The following is a 17,933-nucleotide window of genomic DNA, read 5'->3' on the forward strand; positions in this document are numbered from 1 at the left end:
CGCACGGGACACTAGCCCTTCTGGCGGATCCGGGAGGCCAGTTCCCTGGCGTCCCGGGCCATGGTTTCCAGCTCCGGTACCCGCCGCAGGTTCTGCTCTGCACTGGTCCGCATGCCGTCGGCGGTTTCGGCCACTTCATTGACGTTACGGTTAATGTCATCGGAGACGCTGGTCTGCTCTTCCGCTGCAGTCGCTACCTGGATAGTGGCATCGCTGATCTGTTTCATGCGGTTGTTGATGCCCGCCAGGGTTTCGCGCACCGCGCCTACAGCTTCGCTGGTTTCGCCGGCCACAATCTCGCTGGCCCTCATGAACTCGGTGGCGTCATTGGACCCACGGGCGATGGTTTCCACGATTTCGTCAATACGGGTGGTGGCCTGCTGCGTCTTGGCTGCCAGGCTTCTGACTTCGTCTGCCACAACCGCAAAGCCGCGGCCTGCCTCCCCGGCCCGGGCTGCCTCTATGGCGGCGTTCAGGGCCAGCAGGTTGGTCTGGTCGGCGATCTCCCGGATAACCCCCATGACTTCGCTGACCTTGCGGCCATCACCCGCCAGGCGTTCTACCGTTTCTGCAGACTGACGGATCTGGTCGCTCAGGCGGCCCATGCTGTGGGTCGCCTGTTGCGTGCGGTTATCGACATCGGCAGCTTCTGCCGTGGCTTCACGGGTTTCCGTAGAAACCGACGTGGCGTGGTTGGCGACATCCTGGGCAGTCGCCGACATTTCGTTCATTGCCGTGGCAATCTGCTCGATGCGCTGGTGGGACTGTTCCGAATGGTCTGAAACGGCCTGCGCGTTGGTCCGGATACTGTTGCTGGTGGTAGCCAGTTGCTCGGCAAATCGTCCCATGAGAGCGCCGGTATCAGCCAGGAACGCATGCAGACTACGGGCAGCATCGGCCAGTCGGCCCAGTTCATCCTGGCGTTTGAGGGTGGCCGGGTCGGAAAGGTCGCCCTCGCTCAGACGGTGCAGTTGGCCGGTGAGCGTGCGAACCGGGCGCACCACGGTGTGGGAAATGATCAGGATGCAGATCACTGTGCCTGCGGCGATAGACAGGAACATCAGCGCTCCGATCAGTGTGGTGTTTCGGCTGACCGACTGATTCAGCTCTGAAGCGTGGTTCAGTGCCTGTTCGCGAATCAGTGACGAGGCCTCGTCGATTAACTGCGCCGGTTCCCGGTCTATGCCCTGTACCGCCTGGTCGCCGGCCCTGTGGTCGTAGTCGGCTTCGGTAAAGTCCTCGAAGCCCTTCCGATAGGCCCGGCCCATTTGTTGATGGGCGTCGCGAAACTGACCCATGAGCGTTCTGGCTTCGCCTTCCGCCAGCTGGGGGATCAGGGTGTCCAGGGCCCGCTGGATGGCAGCTTCCTGCTCCTGAAACTGTCGCCAGTACTTGGTGCGCTGATTATCGTCTTTGCCCCGGATCAGCACGTTCTTCCATTCCTGGACCTGGGTCTTGAAGTGATTGAGGATGTTTTCCGCCTCCAGGGCGTGAACCATCTCCTCGCTTGCCAGAGCGTGATACTCACGGTTCGAGTTCAGTGAGTAGCTGAAATAGACCAGGGCGCAGATAGCGACCAACAGGTTTGCAGCCACGACAACGGAAAGCACGCGGGCAAGGATACTTCGGGAAAACAGGGCCATGGGAATGGTTTACTCCTGGTGACGATCGCTGGGGTGTACGCTGTGTAACGACCCCGTGGCCCGGTTCTTGAGTGGGTTAATGTGACATTTACATGACAGTCCGGGCGCCTGGTGAAAGCCCGGGCTTGCGGAAGTGGCTGACGATTTAAAGTGGCGTGAGTGTTTTCCGGAGCGGCATAAAGCCATTTGGGAAGCGTCTGCTATACAGGTCCCTCCCGGAAATGCTTCACATTTCTGGAAAGTAAACTGGACGTAATGGTTTTCCCAATGCATGTTTGCACTTCAACGATGGCCCTTAGCCAGGGCTGGAATTCATTATTGATAAGGACATTGATCAAGTGGAACACTTTCTCGACGGATACAGGCGTTTTGGGGACTTTAGTGGCAGGGCGACGCGCGAACAGTTCTGGATGTTTTTTCTGTTCTATATTGTCGTCTATATCGTCTTGAGTATCGTGGATGCTTTTATCGGCTTCCCGGCCCTTAGTGGTCTATTCGCGCTGGCTTCACTCATCCCCCACCTGGCTTATGGCGCTCGTCGTCTTCACGATACTGGCCGTTCCGGGTGGTGGCAGCTGATTGCGCTGGTTCCTCTCGTCGGTCTCGTGCTGATTTTTTTCCTGGTTCAGAAATCCGAGGGTGATAATCGATTCGGACCGGCTCCGGGTCATGTAGCCTCTCCTTCAGTTGCCTGAAGGTCGCTCACTGGATGCCGGATCATAATCGGCTTTTTTGACCCGACACAAAAAACCCCGGAAGCACAGGTTTCCGGGGTTTTTTAGTTCTGAAAAAGCACTTATGCGAGGCCCGAACAAAAAAAACCGCCACCCTTGTAAAAGGTGGCGGCTTTCCTGAATATGGCTCCCCGAGCTGGGCTCGAACCAGCGACAAACGGATTAACAGTCCGTTGCTCTACCAACTGAGCTATCGGGGATTGGCGTCGAGATGGCGCGCATATTAAGATCTTTGGGGGGTGGGGTCAAGCCCCTGAAAACACAGGAATCGAAAAAGTATCCATGTCTGAATCAGCGGTTTCCGATAGCATAGAAACGTCCCTGGTTGCCCCGGCCCCCGCGGCTCCCTATCGCGCACCCTTATGGCTTCGCAATGGTCATGCCCAGTCCATCTGGCCGAGTCTGTTCCGGCGTGTGGCATTGCATGATCCGGTGGTGGAAGCGATACCAACCCCGGATGACGATGAGCTCTGGCTGGACTGGTATCGCCAGGGGTCAGACCGGCTGGTGGTGATCTCCCACGGGCTGGAGGGGCACAGCCGCCGCCCCTACGTTCTGGGGCTGGCCCGGGCCCTGCTGTCCGAGGGCTGGGATGTGCTGGCCTGGAACTTCCGCTCCTGTGGCGGGGTGATGAACCATCAGCCGCGCTTCTATCATAGTGGCGCCACCGGAGACCTCGGCGTTGTGGTGCGGCATGGCCTGGCTCAGGGGTATGGGGCTGTGGCCCTTGCCGGGTTCAGTATGGGCGGGAACCTGACGCTGCAGTACCTGGGTGAGCAGGGCGAGCACGTGGACAGTCGCATCGCGGGTGCGGTGACTTTTTCCGTGCCTTGTGACCTGGCCGGAGGCGCCGAGGTGCTGGCCCGGCCCAGCCGGCGTATATACATGTCACGGTTCATTAATGATCTGAAGCCGAAAATGGCGGAAAAGGCGCAGCGTTTCCCCGATCGGATCTCCATGGACGGCTATGACGAGATTCGTAACTTCCACCAGTTCGACGAACGTTACACCGCGCCGCTGCATGGTTTCGAGAGTGCCCGGGACTACTGGTACCGGGCATCCTCGCTGTATCGCCTGAAACATATCCGGGTGCCGGCGCTGGTGGTTAATGCCGCTGATGATCCTTTCCTGTCGGCGGGCTGTTTTCCGGAATCCCGCGAGGTGCTGGGCCCGTGGACCAGTCTGGAAGTACCCCGGCACGGCGGGCATGTGGGGTTTGTGCAGCATCATCGTGATGGCTGGTACTGGTCGGAGCACCGGGCGGTGAACTTTCTGCAACCATTGGTCGGCTGACTATGGCAAAAGCCTTCCGGTTACCGGCTTGCGGAGACAGTCTCCTGCAGCAGTGGTTCAAGGTGGGGCCAGACATTATCCAGCAATTTTGTCTGGGCTTCGCCGGTAGGGTGGATGCCGTCACTCTGCATCATGCCATCGCTGTTGTAGATCCCCTCCAGGAAGAAGGGAACCAGCGCGGTGTCGTACTGGTCCGATAACTCGTGATACATCTCTGCAAACAGGCGGGTGTATCTGGCGCCGTAATTGGGCGGAATCTGCATACCCACCAGCAACACCCGGGCCCCGTCCTCCTGGGACGCCTTGATCATGGCTGACAGGTTGTCGCGGATGACGGGTGGCTGGAAGCCACGCAGGCCGTCATTGCCGCCCAGTTCGATGACGACGATGTCCGGCTGGTGCCTGTCCAGCAGCTCAGGCAGGCGACGGGCGCCGCCATCGGTGGTCTCACCGCTGATGCTGGCGTTCACGACCTGCCAGTTGTCCAGGTTGTTTTCATCCAGGCGTTTACGGAGCAGGTTCACCCAGGCCGTCTCGGTTTCGACGCCATAGGCGGCGCTGAGACTGTCACCCATGACCAGCAGGGTGTTGGCGGTGGCGGCGCCGGGCAGTGTGATGGCCAGAAAGGCCAGCAGCCAGAAAACGAAAATCGTTGATCTCTGGCGTGAAAATACCGTACCAATAAGCATAGCGAACATTGAGCGACCTCTCTTCATCCGAAAAAGGCTTCGGCAAATGCAGGGTAGGAGGGGCAAACACCGAATCAGTTCCCGGAGTACCCGTGACAGACCTTTCCAGTGGACCCAGCCAACCTTCTGAACCCATCCTGACGGCAAGCGACCTGACCCAGCGTGTTGAGCTGGGCAGGGAGTCGCTCACTATCCTGCAAGGGGTCACCCTTGAAATCAAGCGGGGCGAATCCGTGGCCATTGTTGGTCGTTCGGGGTCCGGCAAGACCACTCTGCTGGGCCTGTTGGCCGGGCTGGACACTCCATCGGAAGGGGAGGTTGTGCTGGAAGGCAAGGCCATCAGCCGCCTCAGCGAGGACGACAGGGCAGCCCTTCGGGCTCGTCGGGTTGGCTTTGTGTTCCAGTCATTTCAGCTTTTGCCGGCGCTTACGGCACTGGAAAACGTCATGTTGCCCCTTGAGCTGGCGGATTTTACTGACCCGCAGGCAAGAGCCAGAGAGCTTCTGGAAAGGGTGGGCCTGGGGGACCGGCTGACCCACACGCCCCGCCAGCTGTCCGGAGGAGAGCAGCAGAGGGTGGCCATTGCCCGGGCTTTCGCCTGCGAGCCGTTGATCCTGTTCGCGGACGAGCCCACCGGTAACCTGGACAACCAGACCGGCCAGGAGATCCAGGACCTGCTGATGGATCTGAACCGGGAGCAGGGCACCACCCTGGTCATGGTGACCCATGACGAAACCCTGGCTGGCCGCTGCCAGCGACGCCTGACCATTGAAGCCGGGCAACTGGAAGCCGGCCAGGAGGAGATGGCCTGATGTCCGCCAGTCAGAAGTTGGGGTCAGTGGCACGGGACTGGCGCCAGCGTGATGTGAAGGTGGTGCTCAGTGCCCTGGTGATTGCGGTAGCCACCGTGGCCATCATTGCGTTGTTTGCCAGCCAGCTGCAGCGTACGTTGGTTACGTCGGCCAGCTCGTTCCTTGCCGCCGACCGTCAGCTGGAGGCTGAACATGGCAAGCCCATTCCGGCGGAGTGGCGTGAAGAGGCACGCGCCCTTGGCCTGGAGACGGCTCGCATGGTTGAGTTCTCCACCATGCTCAGTGGTGGTGATCGCTTCCAGCTGGTGTCCATCAAGGCAGTAAGCGATGAGTACCCGCTACGGGGGCAGGTCGAGTACCAGGATAACGCTGTCAGTGAACGCCAGCTGCTCGAGAGTGGTCCCCGCCCCGGCGAGGCCTGGCTGAACCCGCGCCTGATGCGCCTGCTGGAGCTGGAGGTGGGCGACGAGGTGGAGGTCGGCAACCTGAAGCTGACGGTTTCCGGGCTGTTGGTCCGGGAGCCGGACGGCGGTTTCAACCTGGGCGGGCTGGCACCCCGGGTAATGATGCACGCCGACGACGTGGAGGCTACCGGTGTTATACAGGAAGGTAGCCGGGTGGAATACGTCAACCTCTTCGCCGGCAACGAAGCGGCCCTGGATACCTTCTATCAATGGCTGGAGCCCCGTCTGGAGCCCTCCCACGAATGGGAAAGCATTCGCGACGGTGAGGCCCTGTCGGAATCCCTTCAGCGGGCCGAACGCTTCCTGTTGCTCGGTGGCAGCATCGCTGTGTTGCTGGCATCAGTTGCCGTGGCGGTGGCCAGCCGACAGTTTGCCGTGGGGCAGCGGGATACGGTTGCGCTGCTGAAGACCCTGGGGCTGTCGAGCCGGCGTATTGGTCGCATGTACCTGGTGCGCCTTGCAGCCTGGGGTGTGGCGGGCATGGCTGGCGGGCTGCTGGTGGCGATGCCGGTCTATGCCTTTCTCAACAACCTGATGGCACGGGTCCTGGAGCAGGAAGTGCCGTTCATCGTGGACATATCTGCGCTGGCGCCGGCCCTGGCCACAGCGGTGGTCTCGCTGTTTGCGTTCGCCTATCCGCCGATCCGGCGGCTTCGTCACGTGCCCGCCATGCGGGTGCTGCGCAGCCAGCCCGGCGAGGCGGACAGCCGGGCCTGGAGCGATATCGCCATTGCCGTAGTGGCCATTTTCGGTCTGGTCTGGCTGTACGCCCGGGAAGTAACACTGGTGCTGGCGCTGATCGGTGGGCTGGTGGCCCTGCTGGGCATACTGGCGTTGCTGGGCTGGTTGATGCTGATGGCACTGCGGCAAGTCACCGGGGGCGGTAATGCCTGGCGGCTCGCGCTGGTGGGCCTGTACCGCCACCGTCGTGCCAGCCTGTCCCAGATCGCCGTGTTTGCCATGACGCTGATGCTGGCCAGCACCCTGATACTGGTGCGTTCGTCGCTGCTGGCGGACTGGCAGGACCAGCTCCCGGAACAGACCCCCAACCACTTCCTGATCAACATCGCACCGGATGCGGTGGACGGGGTGGAAGCCTTCTGGGACCAGCGGGGGCAGGGGCTCGACACCCTGTATCCCATGGTCCGGGGTCGGCTGACGGAGATCAATGGCCAGCCGGTACGGCAGGTGGTCAGTAAGGATGACAGCGTCAATGCGCTGAACCGGGAGCTGAACCTCACCTGGATGGACGAGCTGCCGGAGGATAACCGCATCGTGGCGGGAGACTGGTTCCGCACTGATCAGACCGAGGGTGTATCGGTGGAGGCGGAACTGGCCTCTGAGCTCGGCGTTGAAGTGGGTGACGTGCTTGGTTTCACCATCGGTTCACAGACCATCGCCGAGCCCGTGACCAGTATCCGCACGGTGCAGTGGGAGAGCATGAAACCCAACTTCTATATGGCCTTCCCGCCCGGTGGAGCGCTGGAGGGGTTGCCAGCCACGTGGATAACCAGTTTCTACCTTCCGGAGTCCCGTAAATCGGCGCTGAATGACTTCGCTGAAGCCTACCCCACGGTGTCGCTGCTGGAGGTGGACCACATCATCGAGCGCATTCAGGCAATCGTCCGCCAGGTGACCCAGGCCATCGAGGCTATTCTCGCTCTGATCCTGGCGTCGTCACTGGTGGTCATGGCAGCAGTGGTCAGCGCAACACTACAGGACCGGCAACGGGAGGGCGCGCTGTTGAGGACACTCGGCGGGCGACAGTCGCTGCTGGTGCGCAGTACCATGTTGGAATTCGGGCTCGCCGGGGTGCTGGCCGGCGTGCTGGGGGTTATGGCGGCGGAAATTGCCGTGTGGGCGCTGCAATACCGGATGTTCGGCGGGGAGTTCCGCTGGCACTGGCAGGTGGCGCTGTCGATCCCGCTGATCAGCGGCATCGTGCTGGCCTTGCTGGGGCGCTGGCAATTGCGTCCGGTATTGCAGGTGAGCCCGATGCTGTTGCTGAGGCGGCTGGAATGAGAGGGGCGCGTTCGCGCCCCTCTCAGCGGTACTGGTCGAGGATTTGTTCCAGTTCCCCGCTCGCTTTCATCTGCTCAAGCTGCTTGTTGAACCTCTCAGCGAACAAGGCCCAGTCGGGTCGTACCATCAATCGATAGTTGAACTCGCTGATGGCCTGCTCACTATGCCGGAACTTGCCCTGCCAGCCGTGCTGGCGGATAAGCCACTGTCCGACCAGCAGGTCGGCAACACCGGCGTCGATGTTCCGCCCGTGCAGCATGAACGTGAAGATGTCCCTGTCCCGGGAGACTTCATACCGTTCCAGGGCGCCACTGTCGAACAATGGCTTCAGTTGCGGGTAGTGGTATCCCAGGGGCGTTACCAGGGTGACGTCGCTGAGTTTGTCCAGGCCCTGAAAGTGGAAGCTGGAATCGGTAGTGGTAAAGAAGACTTCCCTGATCGGAACGATGGTGTCCGTAAACAGGAAGTTGTCCGGCTCTCTGGTCCACTCCCGCGCCCGCAGGGTGGCGTCGACAACGCCTTCCTGCAGCAGGTTGTCCACTCGTTTACGTGGAATTTCGAGTGCTTCCACACGGTAGCCCATGCGTTCCGCAATACGGGTGACCACATCATAGGCGATGCCACTGTACTCGTGCTCCGGGCTGACAATCAGGTAGGGCGGGTAGCCATCAGTGGAGACGTTCAGACGTACCACCGGTGCCTCACCCCCTGATGCCTCGTCAGACGCCTGCTGGGCTGACTCGCCGGCTGTGACAAGGGCGGGTAGCAAAAAGATGGCTGCCGCAGCCAGTGTGCGTTGCAAAGGTTGGAACATGGCAGGCAAATACCCTGTGGAGGCTGTTGTCACGTTGTGGTCTGACATCCATGCCCAGGGTCCGGACTGAATGCCTCCGTGCAAAACAGTATCTTGGCGTGAGCTTATAGCTCAGCAGCGAGCGTTGGGTTATCACTCGAGAATGCCAATTGTTACCGGTATTATTGCGGATATCAAGCCTTGGGGGGACTAACCCCAGGCTTTATTGAGTATTCCCTGGATATCTTTCAGTGATGCTTCCCGCGGATTATAGATGATGGATCCATCGTCCAGTGCCTGCCGGGCAATCTGGTCAAGCTGATTCTCATGAACTTTGCCGGTTTCCCGCAGGGTTCGCGGTAACTCACAGCGGTGGTGGAGCTCATCCCTCAGGTGTCGGATGGCGGAAATGGTGGCCTCGGCGCGCCGGGAGGCGGGGGTTGCGGTCCATACCTCGGGCCCTTCCAGGAACAGCAGCAGTTCGGCCAGGGGCTGGCGGATTTCCTCCAGGTTGTACTCCAGCACATAGGGCAGGTACAGACTCATGCACAGGCCGTGGGGTAGATGGGCTATGGCCCCGGTGGCATGGCCCAGGGCATGAACCAGCCCGACCATGGAGTTGGAGAAGGCAATGCCTGCCATGGTCGAGGCTTCCGCCAGATCCAGACGCCCCTGTTCGTTCTTCGGGTCGTCCATCACCTTCATCAGGGACTGGCCGATCTTCTTGATCGCAGCGGTGGCGTAGGCATCGCTGAGCGGATTCTTGGACAGGCAGGTATAGGCCTCGGTGGCGTGGGTCAGGGCGTCCATGGCCGTAGCTGCGGTGATATGTGGCGGCAGCGTCAGGGTCATGCGTGGGTCGATGATGGCTGCATTGGGCAGCAGGAACGAGGACGTGAAGGGTAGCTTCACCGAGCGCTCCCGGTCGGCGATGACTGCCACCGAGGTAACCTCTGACCCGGTGCCTGCGGTGGTGGGTATGACAAAGAACGGCCTGAGGGGCCGGGTCAGCACGCCGGCGCCACTGTAGGCGGCAATGTCCTCTCCGCCCTCGGAAACCAGGATGTTGACGGCCTTGGCAGTATCAATGGAGGAACCCCCGCCAATGGCAATCAGGGCATCGCACTGTTGCTGACGGTAGAGGTTGGCAATGTCGCGGACGATGGTGGTCGAAGAATCCGGTGGCACCTCGTCATAGATGGCCGCGATGGTGACATTGCTTTCCTGGCAGGCACTGATCACCGGATCAAGCAGACCGGCCGAACGCACACCCGGGTCGGTCACGATCATCGGACGGGTGGATTCGATGCCGGTCAGCTCATAGGGCAGGTGTTCCAGGGCGGCCTGGCCGGCGATAACCTTGACCGGGCAGTAGAACTCGTAATAACGGCTCATATCGGCAGTGCCTCCTTTCTGAGATCGCGGATCATGCTGAAGGCAACCCGACGGTAAACGCCAATGGCTCCGGGAAGTTTCTCCAGCAGACCAAGGTCGTCCGGATATTCCTTCACGGCGCGGCTGGCCACCAGCCGTGGCAGTATGATGGCTTCCATACGGTTGAGAACCCTTGTCATGCGCACACCCAGGCTGATGTCGCCATCCACCACCATGCGGTCGTTGGCGAAAGCCTCGGTGGTTTTCTCCTGGAAAGACAGCACCAGGAAGGCATGGGCCATATGCTTGAAACGGATAGAAAGATCCACCTTGCCGTCATAATCCGGCCCCAGGTAGCGCAGTTTGCCCTCGCCGGTGTGCTCAAGCACGAGGGAGGGACCGGACGGCAGCACCATCATTTGGAATATGAAGCCTTTCGGTAGTACACGGACGTCCTCGATCACTTTCCGGTCCGCCTGGGAGATGGCCTCCAGGCCATGGCCCATAAACCGGAACATCGCCTGAACATAGTGTCGCCGCGCCCTGACAGCGGCGGAACGGGTGAGGTTTTCGAGCATGGACAATACCTGTGTATAGGGCAAGGGTCGCCGGTGGCAAAGCCCGGACCGCAAGGCCCGCACTTTTCCGAGTATCGTGGTGTTGTTGTAGAGTGATTGGCTCGCCAAGTCAATGGGCGTTGACCGGCTGGCCATGTCCGGATAAAAACGGCTGAAGAAAATGTGGTGGGGCTGGTCCGGCTGGGCCTGAAGCCCCGCCGGACGCAGATTTCCGGGATTACTGAAGGTTCGAGAGCTTACGGCGTGCCTCGTCGCCCAGTGCACCCTCGGTCTTGGCCACTTCGTTATAGTAGGCGGCGGCCTTGTTCCGGTTGCCTCTCTGGGCGGCAATATCCCCCAGGCGCAGGTACGCGATGGCAGTGGGTACCACCTGGGCAGAGGCTTCCAGGTCAGCCTGTGCTGCATCGAGGTTACCCGCTTCCAGTTCGCTCATGCCTCTCAGCAGGCGGTAACTGAACATCTCGGGGTACAGGTCCACAGCGCGATTCAGGTCTTCCTGTTCCTGCCCGGGGTTATCCATGGCCTTGTGAATACGTGCCCGTGTTGCATAAAAGGCGGCTTCACGGGGCGCCATCTTCACTGCCTGGTTCACCTTGGCCAGCGCTGCCTGATAGTCGCCGTCAGTGGCCAGTTTTATCGCCTCATCATGCAGGTTGTACGCCGGCTGAAGGCGTTTGGCTTCTGCAATCATGCTCTGGTATTTCTCGTGTCCGAGATAACCGCCGTCATCATACTTCGCGGCAAGCCTGCGGTTTGCCTCGACCCGCTCCTGGGAGGGAGGGTGAGTGGCAAACAGGCCATCGATGAACCCGGGATTCTGCCCCTCGGACAGCTTGACGAAAATTTCCTGCAGTTCCGCCGCCGCGTCGGGGTCGTAGCCGGCTTCGACCATGTACTCGATGCCGTAGCGGTCAGCTTCGAGCTCGTGGGACTGGCTGTACTGTGACAGTGCCAGCTGGCTACCAATGGCGGCGCCCCCCATCAGCACGCCACCCCAGTCGTTGTCGGCCAGCACCATGCTCAGGCCGGCCATGCCGGCACTCAGCAACATGCCCTGTTGCATGCGCTGGACGCTGTGACGGGCTGCTGCGTGGACAATCTCGTGGCCGAGCACCGACGCCAGCTGGGCCTCGTTCTCCAGCTCTGTCAGCAGGCCACGGTTGATGGCAATCTTGCCGCCGGGCAGGGCCCAGGCATTGGGCACGTTGCTGTTCAGTACGGCAAACTCGTAGGGCAGGTCGGGCCGGTCACTGACGGCTGCCATTTTATTACCGACTTCCTGCACGTATACGGTCAGTTCCGGATCCAGATAGAAACGACCACCCTGGGTCTGAATGGTGGGCTGGTAGTTTTCCTGGCCCAACTGGCGTTCCTCGCCTTCCCCGATCAGTGAGAGTTGCGATTTGCCGGTCACCGGGTTCGTCGCGCAGCCGCTGGCCAGCGCGACCAGGACGAGAACTGCGGATACAAAGGCCATCCTGGCTGTCATGAAATTACGTTGGATCACTTGGGTCTCCTTGCCTGTTTACTTCTATCATTGATCTGTGGCGGGTGTCCTTACCGTGTTTCCCTGGCTATTTCCCTGCATGGGCCATCATGGAACGGACCCCTCCAATGATAACGGAAAGTGTCGCTCTGGGCAGCGCTCGTGTTCAGGGCGCTTCCAAAATGGGTTATGATCCGCCGCGTTTTACGGCAGACCACAGGATTGCTATGACTGACGTTAGGACCGATGTTGTGACAGACAGAGTACTCGCTGAGCGTGTGGAACGGTTCCTGGGTACCCTCAATCAGGCTCAGGAACTGGGGCTGACCGTGGCTGATGCTTCCAGCGGGAAGCTGACCCTGAATCTCCCCTACAGTGACAAGATCATTGGTAACCCGGAGACCGGGGTTATCCATGGCGGTGCGATCACCACCCTGATGGATACCGCCTCGGGGTCAGTGATGATCTGCGCCCTCGATGATTTTGAGCTATGCCCCACGCTGGATCTGCGAGTGGACTACATGCGGCCGGCGGAACCTGGCAAGCCGGTTTTTGCCCGCGCCGAGGTCCGCAAGATGACGCGCAACATTGCCTTTACCCGCTGTGAAGCCTACCAGGAGGACGGAGAGGTGATTGCCACCTGCGTTGGCACCTTCATGCGCATCGGCAAGGAGGCAACGCCGAAATCCTACCGGGACATGATTACAGGAGCCGGGCAATGAAAATGGCAGACGTACTGCGGGAAACCCGGGAGACCGGTGACTTCACTCCGTTGCTGGAAAGCATCCCCTACGCTGGTTATATCGGTCTGCAATGCGAACGTTTCGGAGATGACCTGATATTCCGGCTGCCCTGCAAGGCGTCGAACCTGGGCAACCCGCTACTACCCGCCATTCATGGCGGCGTCATCGGCGGCTTCATGGAAGTGTCGGCGGCGATCTACCTGATGATGTCCCAGGATACTTTCCGGATGCCCAGGATTGTCGATTTCTCGCTGGATTACCTGCGCGCCGGCCTGGACCGGGAAACCTACGCCGAGTGTCACCTGACCCGCCAGGGCAACCGGGTGGCCAACGTGATGATCACCGCCTGGCAGAAATCCCGCCGTGAGCCTATTGCCACAGCCAGGGCCCACTTTCTGCTGGATCGGTAAACTGGGCAACGAGGGCCTTGAAAAGCGTCCCGGGGCCCCCAGATTTGAGTCCACGTAAAGAACAACCCGCGCCGTGTGCCTGGTCACTACGGCGTCTGTCGTATTCGTGTGCAAAAACAGCAGGAGACACCCCACCATGACGGTTGAAACCCGGAAAGAAACCCTTGGTTTTCAGACCGAAGTGAAGCAGCTGCTTCAACTGATGATCCACTCCCTCTATTCCAACAAGGAAATCTTCCTGCGGGAGCTGATCTCCAATGCCTCCGATGCGGAAGACAAGCTGCGTTTCGCGGCGCTGAAGGATGACAGCTTGTACGAGGGTGATACGGATCTGAAGATCCGCCTCGACTATGACGCCGAGGCCGGCACCGTCACCATTACCGACAACGGCATCGGCATGAGCCGCGATAACGTCATCCAGAACCTGGGCACCATTGCCAAGTCCGGCACCGCCGAATTCCTCAAGCAACTGTCCGGTGATGAAAAGAAAGACAGCAAGCTGATCGGTCAGTTTGGTGTTGGCTTCTATTCGTCCTTTATCGTGGCTGACCGGGTGGAAGTATTTACCCGTCCTGCGGGTGCTCCGCAGAGCGAGGGGGTTCACTGGGAGTCAGCCGGTGATGGCGAGTTCACCATCGAGAATGTCGACCTGCCGGGCCATGGCACCCGCATCGTCCTGCACCTGAAGAAGGATGAGAAGGAATTTGCCGACGGCTGGCGCCTGCGCAACCTGGTCAAGAAGTATTCTGACCACATTTCGTTCCCGGTGGTCATGAAGGCCGAATCCGAGGAAGAGGGCAAAAAGGACGAAGACGAGACCATCAACGACGCCACGGCCCTGTGGACTCTGCCGCGTACCGAGATCAAGGACGAGGAGTACAAGGAGTTCTACAAGCACGTCGCCCACGACTTCGAGGACCCGCTGACCTGGTCCCACAACAAGGTGGAAGGCAAGCTGGAGTACACCAGCCTGCTGTACATTCCCAAGCGCGCACCCTTTGACCTGTACAACCGGGACGCTCCCCGTGGCCTGAAGCTCTATGTGCAGCGCGTGTTCATCATGGACGACGCGGAGCAGTTCCTGCCCCTGTACCTGCGGTTCACCAAGGGCGTGATCGACTCCAACGACCTGTCCCTCAACGTGTCCCGGGAGATCCTGCAGAACGACAGCACCGTGGAATCCATCCGCAATGCCATGACCAAGCGGGTGCTGGACATGCTGTCCAAACTGGCCAAGAAGCAGCCGGAGGACTACCAGACCTTCTGGAACGAATTCGGCACCGTACTCAAGGAAGGTCCGGCGGAAGACTTCGGCAACCGTGAGAAGATTGCCGGGCTGTTGCGCTTCGCCTCGACTCATACCGGCGAAAGCACCCAGAACGTCTCCCTGGAAGACTACATCAGCCGTATGAAGGAAGGTCAGAACAAGATCTACTACATCACGGCAGACAGCCACACCGCTGCCAGCAGCAGTCCGCACCTGGAGGTGTTCCGTAAGAAGGGCATTGAGGTCCTTATCCTGTCCGACCGCATCGACGAGTGGATGATGGGTTACCTCAACGAGTTCGATGGCAAGCAGCTACAGGATGTGGCCCGGGGTGACCTGGACCTGGGCGAAGTGGAAACCGAGGAAGACAAGAAAGAACAGGAAGAGGCATCGAAAGAGCACGAGGGCCTGATTGAACGCCTCAAGACCGCCCTGAACGACCGTGTCCAGGAAGTGCGTGTCACCAAGCGCCTGACCGACTCACCGGCCTGCCTGGTTGTTGGCCAGTTCGATATGGGCGCCCAGATGAAGAAGATCATGGAAGCCGCCGGCCAGAAAGTTCCGGACAGCAAGCCCATCTTCGAGATCAACGTGGACCACCCGCTGGTGCAGCGCCTGGAAACCGAGCAGGGCGAGGAGCGCTTCAACGAGCTGTCCGCCGTCCTGTTTGACCAGGCCACCCTGGCCAGCGGTGAGCAGCTTGACGACCCGGGTGCCTACGTCAGCCGGCTTAACCGGCTGCTGCTGGAGCTGTCAAACTGAGACGTAACCAGTCTCTCATGATTCATAGATAACGAAATTCATAATGCAACAAATTATCGTGGACATTCACGTCAGCCCGGACGAATGGATCAAGCTCTATAACGGGCAGGCGACCGACGTCCACACCACGGCCCGGGACGGACGCTCCGTCCGCTTCCCGGCCCGTATCCTTTCCCGCTTCTACCTCCGTGATGGCATTCACGGCTCCTTCCGCATCCTCTTCGATGACCAGGGTAAGTTCCTGTCGGTGGAACGCCTCGCCTGAATGTTTGTCATCACATTGCTTCCTTTGATGTTGGTCGATTAAAAAAAACTCTCAGCTCTTTTCATTTAATTGATTTTAGCTCTTTTTGGCTGGCGGTTAAGGTGACGTTGTCCCAGTCAGAGAAGGCGTTGTCCCATGTCAGTGTTCTCCGGATTTACCCAGCTAGCATGGCAGGAGTCGCTCGGAATCCTTGCTGACAAATATCGACATTATGCCCGAGCCTGGTCATAGCGAATTGCTATCCCGACGTTAGGAAAGTTTCAAGCAGGGGCGGTGGGGGTAACCTATGGTTAGTAATGCCCCTCAAACAACATGTCCCTTGCCAGCTTGCTAAAAACAGGAGTCAATGATGAGTCAGAACAACAGTACAGGTGGTAAGTGCCCGGTGATGCACGGTGCCAACACTGCCAGCAGCCAGAGCGTGACAGGCTGGTGGCCGGAATCCATCAACCTCGACATCCTTCATCAGCACGACATCAAAACCAACCCCATGGATGAGGGTTTCGACTATCGGGAAGAGGTCCGCAAACTCGACGTTGGTGCGCTCAAGCAGGACCTGCACGCCCTGATGACCGACAGCCAGGACTGGTGGCCGGCCGACTGGGGCCACTACGGTGGCTTCATGATCCGTATGGCCTGGCATTCTGCCGGCACCTACCGCCTGGCTGATGGCCGCGGTGGTGGTGGCACCGGTAACCAGCGGTTTGCCCCGATCGCTTCCTGGCCAGACAACGCCAGCCTGGACAAGGCCCGGCGTCTGCTGTGGCCGGTCAAGAAAAAGTACGGCAACAAGATCAGCTGGGCAGACCTGATGATCCTGGCCGGCAACATTGCCTATGAGTCCATGGGGCTCAAGACCTTTGGCTTTTCCTTTGGCCGGGAAGATATCTGGCACCCGGAAAAGGATATCTACTGGGGGGCCGAGAAAGAATGGCTGGCGCCCTCCGACGAACGCTATGGCGACGTCGACAAGCCGGACACCATGGAAAACCCGTTGGCTGCCGTACAGATGGGCCTGATCTATGTAAACCCGGAAGGTGTCAACGGCGAGCCTGACCCCATGAAAACCGCTGCCCAGGTGCGTGAAACCTTCGCCCGGATGGCGATGGATGATGAAGAGACCGCCGCTCTGACCGTCGGTGGTCACACGGTGGGCAAGTGTCACGGCAACGGCGACGCCGGAGCGCTGGGCGCCGAGCCGGAAGGTTCTGACGTGGTAGGCCAGGGTCTTGGGTGGGACAACCCCAATATGCAGGGCAGGGCGTCCAATGCCGTCACATCCGGTATTGAGGGTGCCTGGACCACCGAGCCGACCAAATTTGATATGGGCTACTTCGACATGCTGCTGGACCATGAGTGGGAGCTGAAGAAAAGCCCCGCCGGTGCCCAGCAGTGGGAACCTGTCGACATCCGCGAAGAAGACAAGCCGGTGGACGCCAGTGATCCCTCTATCCGCCACAACCCGATCATGACCGATGCGGACATGGGCATGAAGGTGGACCCCACCTACCGCAAGATCCTTGAGGAATTCCGCAAGGATCCGGAACGGTTCCAGGATGCTTTTGCCCGCGCCTGGTTCAAGCTGACCCACCGCGACCTGGGCCCCAAGTCCCGCTATATCGGCCCGGAAGTGCCGGATGAAGACCTGATCTGGCAGGATCCGGTTCCTGCAGGTCGCACCGACTACATTGAAGAGGTGGTCAAAGAAAAGATTGCCGAGGCCGGCCTGTCCATCAGCGACATGGTCAGTACTGCCTGGGATAGTGCCCGTACCTACCGTGGTTCCGACATGCGTGGTGGTGCCAATGGCGCCCGTATCCGCCTGGCCCCCCAGAAAGACTGGGAAGGCAACGAGCCGGAACGCCTGACCAAAGTACTGAAGGTGTACGAGCAGATCTCTGCCGATACCGGTGCCAGCATCGCGGACGTGATTGTGCTTGGTGGCAGTGTGGGCATCGAGAAAGCGGCGAAAGCGGCCGGCTATGAGGTACACGTTCCGTTCCTGAAAGGTCGGGGCGATGCCACGGATAACATGACCGACGCCGAGTCATTCGAGCCGCTGGAACCGCTGGCGGATGGTTTCCGCAACTGGCAGAAGAAGGCCTATGTGGTCAAGCCTGAGGAAATGCTTCTGGATCGAGCCCAGTTGATGGGGTTGACCGCGGCACAGATGACCGTGCTGATCGGTGGCATGAGGGTACTCGGCACCAACCACGGCGGCAGCAAACATGGCGTGTTCACCGACCGGGAAGGCCAGCTGACGAATGACTTCTTCGTCAACCTGACCGATATGGCCTACAGCTGGAAGTCCGTGGGCGAGAACCTGTATGAGGTTCGCGACCGTAAGACCGACCAGAAGAAGTGGACTGCCACCCGGGTAGACCTGGTGTTCGGGTCCCACTCCATCCTGCGCTCCTATGCTGAGGTGTACGCACAGGATGACAACCATGACAAGTTCGTGAGGGACTTCGTGGCTGCCTGGGCCAAGGTCATGAACAACGACCGTTTCGACATTCAGTCCTGACACTGATCCGGCGCCCTTCTGGGCGCCGGCTTTCCCTTCTGTTATCTGCCTCAGAATTTCCTTACAATTGCCTC

The 17,933-nt window shown here is 59.9% G+C and carries 15 protein-coding genes and 1 tRNA gene; 9 read left to right on the forward strand and 7 right to left on the reverse strand.

The genetic code is table 11. From position 1 onward, the window contains the following. Nucleotides 1-11: 11 nt before the first annotated feature. On the reverse strand, nucleotides 12-1,643 hold the full coding sequence (locus ACFOZ5_RS07215) for a methyl-accepting chemotaxis protein (RefSeq protein ID WP_379886342.1): 1,632 nt from the start codon (nucleotides 1,641-1,643) through the stop codon (nucleotides 12-14). Nucleotides 1,644-1,981: 338 nt separating this feature from the next. Between ACFOZ5_RS07215 and ACFOZ5_RS07220 the strand changes: the two genes are divergently transcribed. After that, nucleotides 1,982-2,338, forward strand: coding sequence for a DUF805 domain-containing protein (locus ACFOZ5_RS07220; RefSeq protein WP_379886343.1), 357 nt, complete (start codon nucleotides 1,982-1,984; stop codon nucleotides 2,336-2,338). A gap of 163 nt (nucleotides 2,339-2,501) precedes the next feature. Here ACFOZ5_RS07220 and ACFOZ5_RS07225 read toward each other — a convergent pair. Continuing rightward, nucleotides 2,502-2,577: transfer RNA gene (locus ACFOZ5_RS07225), tRNA-Asn, on the reverse strand. Nucleotides 2,578-2,659: 82 nt separating this feature from the next. On the opposite strand from ACFOZ5_RS07225, the gene ACFOZ5_RS07230 reads away from it, so the two are divergent. After that, complete coding sequence (locus tag ACFOZ5_RS07230; RefSeq protein ID WP_379886345.1) at nucleotides 2,660-3,670, forward strand: YheT family hydrolase; 1,011 nt, start codon at nucleotides 2,660-2,662, stop codon at nucleotides 3,668-3,670. A gap of 20 nt (nucleotides 3,671-3,690) precedes the next feature. Here ACFOZ5_RS07230 and ACFOZ5_RS07235 read toward each other — a convergent pair whose 3' ends face one another. Then, nucleotides 3,691-4,359: an arylesterase gene (locus ACFOZ5_RS07235; RefSeq protein WP_379886405.1), complete on the reverse strand. Its 669-nt coding sequence runs from the start codon at nucleotides 4,357-4,359 to the stop codon at nucleotides 3,691-3,693. A gap of 134 nt (nucleotides 4,360-4,493) precedes the next feature. On the opposite strand from ACFOZ5_RS07235, the gene ACFOZ5_RS07240 reads away from it, so the two are divergent. Both ACFOZ5_RS07240 and ACFOZ5_RS07245 read left to right on the forward strand, forming a co-directional pair. After that, the gene (locus ACFOZ5_RS07240; RefSeq protein ID WP_379886406.1) at nucleotides 4,494-5,171 is read left to right on the forward strand and encodes an ABC transporter ATP-binding protein; all 678 of its coding nucleotides are present in this window, start codon (nucleotides 4,494-4,496) and stop codon (nucleotides 5,169-5,171) included. Further along, nucleotides 5,171-7,657, forward strand: coding sequence for an ABC transporter permease (locus ACFOZ5_RS07245; RefSeq protein WP_379886346.1), 2,487 nt, complete (start codon nucleotides 5,171-5,173; stop codon nucleotides 7,655-7,657). The genes ACFOZ5_RS07240 and ACFOZ5_RS07245 overlap by 1 nt, the downstream gene beginning before the upstream one ends. A gap of 22 nt (nucleotides 7,658-7,679) precedes the next feature. Here the strand turns inward: ACFOZ5_RS07245 and ACFOZ5_RS07250 are convergent, their stop codons facing one another. The 4 genes from ACFOZ5_RS07250 to ACFOZ5_RS07265 form a co-directional block, all read right to left on the reverse strand. After that, nucleotides 7,680-8,471 (reverse strand): substrate-binding periplasmic protein, encoded by a 792-nt coding sequence (locus tag ACFOZ5_RS07250; RefSeq protein ID WP_379886348.1) that lies wholly within the window; start codon nucleotides 8,469-8,471, stop codon nucleotides 7,680-7,682. 189 nt (nucleotides 8,472-8,660) lie between these two features. Continuing rightward, entirely contained in the window at nucleotides 8,661-9,845 is a 1,185-nt protein-coding gene (locus ACFOZ5_RS07255; protein ID WP_379886349.1) for an iron-containing alcohol dehydrogenase, read from the reverse strand. Further along, the gene (locus ACFOZ5_RS07260; RefSeq protein WP_379886350.1) at nucleotides 9,842-10,402 is read right to left on the reverse strand and encodes an SCP2 sterol-binding domain-containing protein; all 561 of its coding nucleotides are present in this window, start codon (nucleotides 10,400-10,402) and stop codon (nucleotides 9,842-9,844) included. Before ACFOZ5_RS07260 ends, ACFOZ5_RS07255 begins: the two co-directional genes overlap by 4 nt. 217 nt (nucleotides 10,403-10,619) lie before the next feature. Then, nucleotides 10,620-11,891 (reverse strand): M48 family metalloprotease, encoded by a 1,272-nt coding sequence (locus tag ACFOZ5_RS07265; RefSeq protein ID WP_379886407.1) that lies wholly within the window; start codon nucleotides 11,889-11,891, stop codon nucleotides 10,620-10,622. A gap of 248 nt (nucleotides 11,892-12,139) precedes the next feature. On the opposite strand from ACFOZ5_RS07265, the gene ACFOZ5_RS07270 reads away from it, so the two are divergent. The 5 genes from ACFOZ5_RS07270 (at nucleotide 12,140) to katG (ending at nucleotide 17,859) form a co-directional block, all read left to right on the forward strand. Beyond that, nucleotides 12,140-12,610, forward strand: a complete 471-nt coding sequence (locus ACFOZ5_RS07270; protein ID WP_379886351.1) for a PaaI family thioesterase — start codon at nucleotides 12,140-12,142, stop codon at nucleotides 12,608-12,610. Next, nucleotides 12,607-13,041, forward strand: a complete 435-nt coding sequence (locus ACFOZ5_RS07275) for a PaaI family thioesterase (protein ID WP_379886352.1) — start codon at nucleotides 12,607-12,609, stop codon at nucleotides 13,039-13,041. Before ACFOZ5_RS07270 ends, ACFOZ5_RS07275 begins: the two co-directional genes overlap by 4 nt. A 136-nt stretch (nucleotides 13,042-13,177) precedes the next feature. Beyond that, nucleotides 13,178-15,070 carry a molecular chaperone HtpG gene (htpG, locus tag ACFOZ5_RS07280; protein WP_379886353.1) on the forward strand — a complete coding sequence of 631 codons (1,893 nt, stop codon included), beginning with the start codon at nucleotides 13,178-13,180 and terminating at the stop codon, nucleotides 15,068-15,070. A 43-nt stretch (nucleotides 15,071-15,113) separates the two neighbouring features. Further along, on the forward strand, nucleotides 15,114-15,335 hold the full coding sequence (locus ACFOZ5_RS07285; protein ID WP_379886354.1) for a DUF2835 domain-containing protein: 222 nt from the start codon (nucleotides 15,114-15,116) through the stop codon (nucleotides 15,333-15,335). Between the two features lie 349 nt (nucleotides 15,336-15,684). Continuing rightward, nucleotides 15,685-17,859, forward strand: coding sequence for a catalase/peroxidase HPI (gene katG / locus ACFOZ5_RS07290; RefSeq protein ID WP_379886355.1), 2,175 nt, complete (start codon nucleotides 15,685-15,687; stop codon nucleotides 17,857-17,859). The last annotated feature ends 74 nt before the right edge of the window (nucleotides 17,860-17,933 follow it).

Origin of the sequence: Marinobacter lacisalsi, assembly GCF_042651045.1 — a bacterium.
Classification (GTDB): Bacteria; Pseudomonadota; Gammaproteobacteria; order Pseudomonadales; family Oleiphilaceae; genus Marinobacter; species Marinobacter lacisalsi.

Coding starts and splice junctions, on each gene's coding strand:
- ACFOZ5_RS07215 (WP_379886342.1), bottom strand. CDS start 1,643: ATGGCCCTGTTTTCCCGAAGTATCCTTGCCCGCGTGCTTTCCGTTGTC.
- ACFOZ5_RS07230 (WP_379886345.1), top strand. CDS start 2,660: ATGTCTGAATCAGCGGTTTCCGATAGCATAGAAACGTCCCTGGTTGCC.
- ACFOZ5_RS07235 (WP_379886405.1), bottom strand. CDS start 4,359: ATGCTTATTGGTACGGTATTTTCACGCCAGAGATCAACGATTTTCGTT.
- ACFOZ5_RS07245 (WP_379886346.1), top strand. CDS start 5,171: ATGTCCGCCAGTCAGAAGTTGGGGTCAGTGGCACGGGACTGGCGCCAG.
- ACFOZ5_RS07250 (WP_379886348.1), bottom strand. CDS start 8,471: ATGTTCCAACCTTTGCAACGCACACTGGCTGCGGCAGCCATCTTTTTG.
- ACFOZ5_RS07255 (WP_379886349.1), bottom strand. CDS start 9,845: ATGAGCCGTTATTACGAGTTCTACTGCCCGGTCAAGGTTATCGCCGGC.
- ACFOZ5_RS07260 (WP_379886350.1), bottom strand. CDS start 10,402: ATGCTCGAAAACCTCACCCGTTCCGCCGCTGTCAGGGCGCGGCGACAC.
- ACFOZ5_RS07265 (WP_379886407.1), bottom strand. CDS start 11,891: ATGACAGCCAGGATGGCCTTTGTATCCGCAGTTCTCGTCCTGGTCGCG.
- ACFOZ5_RS07275 (WP_379886352.1), top strand. CDS start 12,607: ATGAAAATGGCAGACGTACTGCGGGAAACCCGGGAGACCGGTGACTTC.
- htpG (WP_379886353.1), top strand. CDS start 13,178: ATGACGGTTGAAACCCGGAAAGAAACCCTTGGTTTTCAGACCGAAGTG.
- ACFOZ5_RS07285 (WP_379886354.1), top strand. CDS start 15,114: ATGCAACAAATTATCGTGGACATTCACGTCAGCCCGGACGAATGGATC.
- katG (WP_379886355.1), top strand. CDS start 15,685: ATGAGTCAGAACAACAGTACAGGTGGTAAGTGCCCGGTGATGCACGGT.